This window comes from Streptomyces sp. C (genome assembly GCF_000158895.1).
GTDB lineage: Bacteria > Actinomycetota > Actinomycetes > Streptomycetales > Streptomycetaceae > Streptomyces > Streptomyces racemochromogenes.
The window spans coordinates 6,732,963-6,741,973 of sequence record NZ_GG657750.1 but is presented as its reverse complement, the minus strand read 5'-3'; the positions used below and the strand labels follow the sequence as shown (position 1 = coordinate 6,741,973).

Below are 9,011 nucleotides of genomic sequence, written 5' to 3'. Positions count from 1 at the left end.
AGGCCCGCGAGACCGAGCTGCCCGCCGGTGCGGAGGTGCCGGCGGCGGTGGCCGGCACCGTCCGGGCGGCGCTGAGCGCTCCGCTGGAGGTGCTGGTGGAGCGCGGGGTGGTGCCGTCGGCGGAGGTGCTGGCCGAGCTGGTGCCGCAGCTCGTCGCGGCGGTCACCGCCGAGCGGTACGCGGACGGGCCGCTGCGGAACCTGGTGGCGGCGACGTACCGCGCCTTCCGGGGCCGCCGCTCGCTGCTCCTGCTGAACCTGGAGTCGCAGGTCCGGGTCGAGGAACTCCCCTGGCTGCGGGCGGTCTCCGGCCACCTGCGCGCCGACGGCCCGGACACCGGGCCCGCCGCGGAGGCGCTGCGCCGGCTCGGCGGGCTGGCGGTGCGCGCCTTCCCCGGCACGGTGCTGCCCAACCCGCTGGTGCGCGAGCTGGGCCAGCTGGCCCGGCAGGCGGAACTGGGCGCGCCGTTCACCGAGGAGCTCGCCGCCGACATCTTCACGGGCACCTTCGGCCCGAAGTTCCTCGTCGCCGCCCGCGTCGCCGGGGAGCTGCTGGAGGAGAGTCTGTACGCGCGCTACTACGGCATCGACTACGCGGCGGTGCGCCGGATGGCGGTGTCCCAGGCCGCCGAGTCGGCGCGCAGCGGCCGACCGGCGCGCACCGCGCCGGAGTTCGCGGCGCTGTGCGCGCAGCGGGCGGGCAGCGACCGGGCCTGGTCGGTCGCGGCGAACGGCAAGGTGATCGAGCAGGCCCAGGTCCTCACCACGCACAACCTCGCCACCCTGGTCGGGCGGGCCGGGGTCACCGTGCCGGGCGGCTGGGCGCGGCCCGCCCGGGAGTGCTTCGAGACCGTGTGCCGGCTGGTGGCCCGGGTGGAGGGGAACCCGCGGCCGCTGCCCGCGATCAAGGACGCGGCGTACGCGTGGCGGCAGATGCTGTTCCACCTGTCGCTGTGCGGTCCGGACGAGCGGGCTTCCGTACTGGCCTGGATCGAGGCGGAGTCGGCGCTGCGCCCGGCGCACGTGCGGGCCCGGCTGGCCCCCGCGCTCGCGGGGCTGCGCCTGGTGGCCCGGGGCGGCTCCTTCGACGCGGACGGCACGGGCGAGGGCGGCCGGGCGCGCCGGCTGCTGGGCTGGAGCACGGACGGCCACTGGATGCGGATGCCCTAGCCGGGCGGTGACGAAGGTAGCCCGGCCCTGCGTCCCGGGCCGCGCGGCCGGGGACGCAGGGCCGGACAGGAGCGGGCCCAGCCGCGCAGCCCCGGCGGGCGCGGCACGAGGGCCCGCAGGGCGCCCCTCAGGACGAACGCCCCCTACCCGCACGGGTAGGGGGCGTTCGTCGTGCCCGGGCCGGGCCGATAACACGCGGGGCGGGCGGTCGCCAGGGGTTCTTCGGCGTCCGACCCGAACGGATCATGGATTTTGCCTTGATCAACGCAATGTGATGCATTGATCACCCACTGCTTCCGCCCGCTCCGCGAAGGAACCCCCATGCGCACGGTCCGCGAGTCGGCCCTCGACGTCCTGCGAGCCCGCGGGATGACCACGGTCTTCGGCAATCCCGGCTCCACCGAACTGCCCATGCTCAAGCAGTTCCCCGACGACTTCCGCTACGTACTGGGGCTCCAGGAGGCCGTGGTCGTCGGCATGGCCGACGGCTTCGCCCTCGCCTCCGGCACCACCGGCCTGGTCAACCTGCACACCGGCCCGGGCACGGGCAACGCGATGGGCGCGATCCTCAACGCGCGCGCCAACCGCACCCCCATGGTGGTCACCGCCGGCCAGCAGGTCCGCGCCATGCTCACCATGGAGGCCCTGCTCACCAACCCGCAGTCCACCCTGCTGCCGCAGCCCGCCGTCAAATGGGCGTACGAGCCCCCGCGCGCGGCGGACGTCGCCCCCGCCCTGGCCCGGGCCGTGCAGGTCGCCGAAACCCCGCCGCAGGGGCCGGTGTTCGTCTCGCTGCCGATGGACGACTTCGACGTGGTCCTCGGTGAGGACGAGGACCGGGCCGCCCAGCGGGCCGCGGCCCGCACCGTGACGCACGCCGCCGCGCCCTCCGCCGAGGTGGTCCGGCGGCTCGCCGCCCGCCTGTCCGGCGCCCGCAGCGCCGTCCTCGTCGCCGGCAACGACGTGGACGCCTCGGGGGCCTGGGACGCCGTCGTGGAGCTGGCCGAGCGCACCGGCCTGCCCGTCTGGTCGGCGCCCACCGAGGGCCGGGTCGCCTTCCCCAAGTCCCACCCGCAGTACCGGGGGATGCTGCCGCCGGCCATCGCGCCGCTGTCCCGCTGCCTGGAGGGGCACGACCTGGTCCTGGTGATCGGCGCCCCGGTGTTCTGCTACTACCCCTACGTCCCCGGCGCCCACCTGCCCGAGAACACCGAGCTGGTGCACCTGACCCGGGACGCGGACGAAGCGGCCCGCGCCCCCGTCGGGGACGCGGTCGTCGCCGACCTCGCCCTGACGGTACGGGCCCTGCTCGCGGAGCTGCCCGCGCGGGAGGCCGCCGCCCCGGCCGCGCGGACCGCGCGGGCCGAGTCCACGGCCGAGGTGGACGGGGTGCTCACCCCGCTCGCCGCGATGACGGCCATCGCCCAGGGAGCCCCGGCGAACACCCTCTGGGTCAACGAATCCCCGTCCAACCTGGGGCAGTTCCACGACGCAACCCGGATCGACACCCCCGGTTCGTTCCTCTTCACGGCGGGCGGCGGTCTCGGCTTCGGCCTGGCCGCCGCCGTGGGCGCCCAGCTCGGTGCCCCCGACCGGCCCGTGGTCTGCGTCATCGGCGACGGCTCCACCCACTACGCCGTGCAGGCGCTGTGGACCGCGGCCGCGTACAAGGTCCCGGTCACCTTCGTCGTCCTGAGCAACCAGCGCTACGCCATCCTCCAGTGGTTCGCCCAGGTGGAGGGCGCCCAGGGCGCCCCCGGCCTCGACATCCCCGGCCTGGACATCGCGGCCGTCGCCACCGGCTACGGGGTCCGCGCCCACCGGGCGACCGGCTTCGGCGAACTGTCCAAGCTGGTCCGGGAGTCGGCCCTCCAGCAGGACGGCCCGGTGCTGATCGACGTACCGGTCACCACCGAACTCCCCACCCTGTAGCCCCTACCGCACCGCCCCGGAAGGCCGGCATGCCCCTCACCAGCGACACCACCTCCCTCCTGCTCGAACGGCTCCGCTCCGCGCTCCCCGCACAGGCCCTGCTCACCGATCCGGCGGAACTCGCCGCCCACTCCCGGGACTCCGCCCCCTTCTCCGCGTGCGGTACCCCCGCCGTGGTCGCCGTCCCCCGCACGGCCGAGCAGGTCGAGCACGTCATGCGCACCGCGTACGCACTGGACGTCCCGGTCGTCCCGCAGGGCGCCCGCACCGGCCTGGCCGGCGCCGCCAACGCCGTCGACGGCTGCGTGGTGCTGTCCACCGCCGCGATGGACCGGATCCTGTCCGTCGACCCCGCCAACCGCCTGGTGCGCTGCGAGCCCGGCGTCACCACCCGGCGCCTCGCGGAGGCCGTGGCCGAGCACGGGCTGACGTACCCGCCGGACCCGGCCTCCTGGGACCGCTGCACCATCGGCGGGAACATCGCCACCGGCGCCGGCGGCATCTGCTGCGTGAAGTACGGGGTGACCGCCGACTACGTCCTCGGGCTGGACCTCGTCCTGCCCGACGGGCGGCGGATGCGCACCGGCCGGGACACCGCCAAGGGCGTCGCCGGATACGACCTGACGCGCCTGGTCGTCGGCTCCGAGGGGACCCTGGCGGTGGTCGTCGGCGCCACCCTCGCGCTGCGTCCCGCCCGGCCCCCGGCCCTGTCGCTGCTGGCCCAGTTCCCGACGCTGACCGCCGCCGGGGACGCCGTCGCCGCCATCACCGCGGCCGGGCACACCCCGTCCGCGCTCGAACTCCTCGACCGGGCCACGACCCGGGCGATCGTGGACCTCGGCACCCATCCGCTGCTGCGCCCCGGCAGCGCCGCCACCCTGATCGTCGAGAGCGACTGCGCCGACCCCTCCGCGGAGCTGTCCGCGATGGAGATCCTCTGCAAGGAGGCCGGGGCCGAGCACATCGCCGCCTCCGCCACCAGCGAGGAGGCGTACGAGATCATCGAGGCGCGCAGACTGGTCAGCCCGGCCCTCGCCGCGTACATGGCCTCCCGCGGCGGCGGGCTCACCGCGTTCATCGAGGACGTGGCGGTGCCGCGGACCGCGCTCCCCACCCTGATCGGGCGGATCGAGGAGATCGCAAGGGCAGTACGACCTGAAGATCTTCACCCTCGGCCACGCCGGGGACGGCAACCTGCACCCCACGGTCGTCTTCGACGAGTCCGACGCGGACGAGTTCCGCCGCGCGCAGAGGCGTACGACGCCATCATGGCGCCGGCTCGAACTGGGCGGCACCACCACCGGCGAGCACGGCATCGCACGCTGAAGCGGGAGTGGCTGGAGCGCGAGCTGGGACCGGTCTCCCTGGAGCTCCAGCGCGGCCTCAAGCGGCTCTTCGACCCGAAGAACCTCCTCAACCCCGGCAAGGTGGTCACGGCATGACGCAGTCCACCGAGGCCCCGGACACCGCGCGCGGCGGCGCCCCCGGGCTTCCGCCCGTCCGGGCAGGCCTGGCGGAGACCGTCCGCTTCGTCGCCACGCACACCCTGCCCGTCTTCGTCCGCGGCGTCGCCAACCCCCGCTTCCCGGTCATGGCGCTGTACTCCCGCGTCAACCAGCCCGCCTGGTCGAACGCCACGCTGCGCGCGATGCGGGCCCGGCACCGGGGCGCGCCGGTGATGGTGCGCGCGCTCTCCGGCGAGATGCTCGTCCTGTTCGACCAGGGCGACGTCCGGCGGTTCTTCGAGGAGCCGGTGTCGGACCTCGCGATGGACGCCGACGACAAGTACGCCAGCCTGTCCGTCTTCGAACCGACGGGGGTGATCTGCTCGCACGGCCCGGTCCGCGAGGACCGGCGCCGGGTCAACGACCACGCCCTCGCCGCCGACCAACCGGTGCACCCCTCCTGCGCGGAGTTCGCCGGCGTCGTCGAGGAGGAGTGCCGCCGACTCACCTCCCCGCTCCGTCGTCGACTTCCCGCTGCTGTGGAAGACGCTGACCCGCATCTCCCGGCGGGTGGTCCTCGGCGACCAGGCCTCCGACGACCAGGAGCTGTCCGACTGGCTCGCCACCCTGCGCGGCCAGGCCAACTGGATGGGCCGCAGCAAGCCGGAGGCGGCGAAGGCGCTCTACGCCAGGATCGAGGCCCGGATCACCCGGTACGCGGCCGACGCCCCCGCCCACACCCTGGCCGCCCGCGCCCTGGCCGAGCCCTCCCCGGAGGGCACCGACCCGCTCGGCCAGACCCACCACTGGCTGCTCGGCATCGACCTCGCCACGCCCGTCGTCGCCCGCACCCTGCTGCTGCTGGCCCACCACCCGGCCGAGCAGGACGCCGCCCACGCCGAGGCGGCCGGCCGCGTCCCCGGGCTGCCGAGGCTGCGGGCCTGCCTGGAGGAGTCGGTGCGGCTGTACCCGATCGTGCCCGACCTCGTGCGGGTCACCCGCACCGAGACCGAGTGGGGCGGGGTGCGCTACCCGGCCGGCACCAACGTGCTGGTGCCGATGGGCTTCCACCAGCGCGACCCCGAGCGGGTCGACGGCGGGAACCTGTTCGCCCCGGGCCGCTGGCTGGCCCCGGACGCGCACCGGGACACCCGGGTGGCCCCGTTCAGCCACGGCGGCGCCCGCTGCCCCGGCGAGTACGTCGCCCTGCTGCTCACCTCCCTGGTCTGCGCCGAGGTGCTGCGCGGCCACCGGCTCACCGGGGCCCGACCGGTGCTCGACCCGGGGCGCCCGCTGCCGGGGATCCTCGACACGGCCGGCATCCGGCTGCGCCTCGGCCGGGTGTAGGAGGAGTCCGCCATGACCGAACCCACCGGTGCCGAAGCGTCCGTCACCCAGCCGGACATCGCCTCGCTGCACCACGTCTGCCGCGAACTGGCCGAAGCGGCCGACGCGGTGCGCGGCGCCGCCCGGTACGCCTCCCGCGTCGCCCTCGGCACCCGGCTGCCGCTGGCGGCGGCCGGGCGGCGCCGGGCCCGCGCCGCGCAGCGCGAGCTGCTGCGCACCCTGATGGACCCGAAGGGGCTGGGCTGGGCCCCGCAGGGCAGTGCCCCGCTCGCCGGGGCGCTCTGGCTGGCCGGGGTGCTGACCAGCCGGGAGAGCCTGGCGGTCAGCCTCGCCGTCACGGGCCTCAAGGCGCGGATCCGGGCCGCGGCCGTGCGCCACCCGGAGCTGCTCGCCAACCCGACCACCTCGCGGGTGCTGCGCGCCATCGACGAGGACCGTCAGGCCGAGGCGGTACGGCTGTTCCGGAGCCTGCTGACGGAGAAGGGCGCCGAGTACGCCCTCGCCCTGCTCGCGCCGTCCTTCACCGACATCATGGCCTGGAACGCGCTGACCGACGAGAACCCCTTCAACGACACCGCCGGCTGGCAGATCGCCACCGGCCGGCCTCTGACCTCCGAGTATCTCGTCGGCATCGGCAACTCGGTGTGGGCGTTCCTCAACCGGGGCCCCGGCCGGGCGGAACCGCACACGCCCTCGGCCGCACTGCTGGGCAGCATCGACGACTCCGGAACGATCGTCGGCTACGTCCGCAACATCGGCAGGATCGGCACGCGCGGGCTGCTCCTCGTCCAGCAGGTCGCCGGGCCGGACGGGGAACACCGTTACGTCGTCCAACTCGCCGGGATGGGGCCCTGCTTCAACCAGGAGAGCCCGCAGGACCTGCTGGGCAGCTTCAACGCGGTGGGCGCCATCGACACCACCTACACCCGTGCGGTGGTCCGCGCCCTGCGCCGGCTCGTGCCCTCCGGTGCGCAGGTGGCGCTGGTGGGGCACAGCCAGGGCGGGATCACCGCGATGAACCTGGCGGCGAGCCGGGACTTCAACGCGCTGTACACGGTGAGGCACGTGGTCGCGATCGGTTCGCCCATCGACCACAAGCGGGCCGCCGATCCGCGCACCCGGGTGGTCTCCCTCGTCAACGAGCACGACATCGTGCCGAGCCTGGAGGGCCGCTCGACGGTGTCGCCGCTCGAACTCCCCAAGGAGTTCACGGAGTTCACCTGGACCGACGACACCCACGCCTTCCCGCTGTGCCACGCCGCGGAGCGGTACGCGCACAACCTGGAGCACGACGTCCCGCACGCGCGCACGCACGTCGACTCCGAGCTCGCCGCCTTCCGCGGCCGGGTCACCGGCACGCACCTCTTCACCCTCCACGACCGCTGAGGACCCCGCATGACCGACACCGACTCGCACACTCCCCCGACGGACGCGGCGCCGGCCGCGCCCGAGCTGCCGGCCCAGAGCTCCCGCCGGCACCAGCCGCCGCCCGCGCCGCCGCAGCCGTACGGCCCGCCCGGGCTGCTGGAGCGGCTGGAGTCGGCGGCGTTCGCCCGCGTCAACCAGACCCGCGAGTGGTACGAACTTCCGGCCCCGCTCGGCCTGCTGAACCTGGCCGTGATCCGGGAGGACCTGCGCCGCCACAACCTGCACGACACCTTCGGCGCGGGCGGCGAGCGCGACCGCCGGCCCACGAAGCACCTCGCGCCGTACCGCTCGTACGACGGCTCCGGCTACGACCCGTACGACGAGGACATGGGCCGGGTGGGCACCCGCCTGGACCGCAACACCCCGCTGCACATGGCGTATCCGGACGAGGACGAGGCGCTGATGACGCCCAGTCCCCGCGAGGTGAGCCGGCAGCTCCTCGCCCGGCGCGGCTTCGTCCCCGCGCCCTCCCTGAACCTGCTGGCCGCCGCGTGGATCCAGTTCCAGAACCACGGCTGGGCCAACCACGGGGACAACGAGGAGGCCGAGCCGTTCACCGTCCCGCTCGCCGCCGACGACGACTGGGCCGAGCAGGGCGGCGGCTGCCCGATGCGGGTGAACCGCACCCGCCCCGACCCGGTCGCGCACACCACCCCGGACGTTCCGCCGACGTACGAGAACACCGTCAGCCACTGGTGGGACGGCTCGCAGATCTACGGGTCGGACGAGGCCCGCTGCCGCTCGCTGCGGACCGGGGAGCACGGCCGGCTGATCGTGGACGGCGGACGGCTGCCCGCCGATCCGCGGCCCGGGATGGACTGCCTGGACGCCACGGGCATGAACAGCGACTACTGGAGCGGCCTGTCGCTGCTGCACACGCTCTTCGCCAAGGAGCACAACTCCATCTGCGACCTGGTCCGTTCGCACCACCCCACCTGGGACGACGAGCGGATCTTCCACACGGCGCGGCTGGTGAACACCGCCCTCATGGCGAAGATCCACACGGTGGAGTGGACCCCGGGCATCCTCGACCACCCCGTGGTGCACCAGGCGATGCGCGCCAACTGGTACGGGCTGCTGCCCCGCTGGGTCACCAAGACCTTCGGCCGGATCGGCGGCGAGGTCCTCAGCGGCTCCCGGGGGTCGGGCACCGACCACCACGCCGCGCCGTTCTCCATGACGGAGGAGTTCGTCTCGGCGTACCGGCTGCACCCGCTGATCCCCGACGAGATCACCGTCCGGGACCACCGGCGCGGGGCGCCGCGCGAGACCGTCGGCTTCGACGACATGCAGGGCGCGACCACGCGCACCGCGGTCGACGCGTACGGGATGAGCGACCTGTTCTACACCTTCGGCGTCTCGAACCCGGGGGCGCTGGTCCTGCACAACCACCCGGACGCGCTGCGCAACCTGAAGCGGCTGTCCGGCGAGCACCTCGACCTCGGCACGGTGGACGTCCTGCGCGACCGCGAGCGGGGCATCCCCCGCTACAACGCCCAGCGGCGGATGCTGCGCAAGCGGCCCGTCACCTCCTTCGAGGAACTCACCGGCGGGCACCCGGCAGACACCCCGCTGCTGCGGGAGCTGTACGACGGCCGGCTCGACCGGGTCGACACCCTGGTCGGGAACCTGGCCGAGCCCCGGCCGGCGGGCTTCGGGTTCAGCGACACCCTCTTCCGGGTGTTCGCCC

General features: G+C 74.7%; 4 protein-coding genes and 2 pseudogenes. All 6 read left to right on the top strand.

Features of this window, described 5'->3' with window-relative positions; translation table 11 throughout:
- Positions 1-1,169, top strand: a pseudogene (locus SSNG_RS30320) (hypothetical protein); the annotation flags it as partial.
- A gap of 321 nt (positions 1,170-1,490) precedes the next feature.
- A complete protein-coding gene (mdlC, locus tag SSNG_RS30315) occupies positions 1,491-3,101 on the top strand; it encodes a benzoylformate decarboxylase (protein ID WP_007267761.1) in 1,611 nt (536 codons plus the stop codon).
- A gap of 29 nt (positions 3,102-3,130) precedes the next feature.
- A pseudogene (locus SSNG_RS30310) lies at positions 3,131-4,543 on the top strand (FAD-linked oxidase C-terminal domain-containing protein).
- A gap of 573 nt (positions 4,544-5,116) precedes the next feature.
- A complete protein-coding gene (locus tag SSNG_RS30300; RefSeq protein ID WP_042802318.1) occupies positions 5,117-5,893 on the top strand; it encodes a cytochrome P450 in 777 nt (258 codons plus the stop codon).
- Positions 5,894-5,905: 12 nt separating this feature from the next.
- Entirely contained in the window at positions 5,906-7,279 is a 1,374-nt protein-coding gene (locus SSNG_RS30295; RefSeq protein ID WP_007267758.1) for an alpha/beta fold hydrolase, read from the top strand.
- 9 nt (positions 7,280-7,288) lie between these two features.
- Positions 7,289-9,011, top strand: a 1,723-nt coding sequence (locus tag SSNG_RS30290) for a peroxidase family protein (protein WP_007267757.1), incomplete at its 3' end; no start/stop codon positions are given.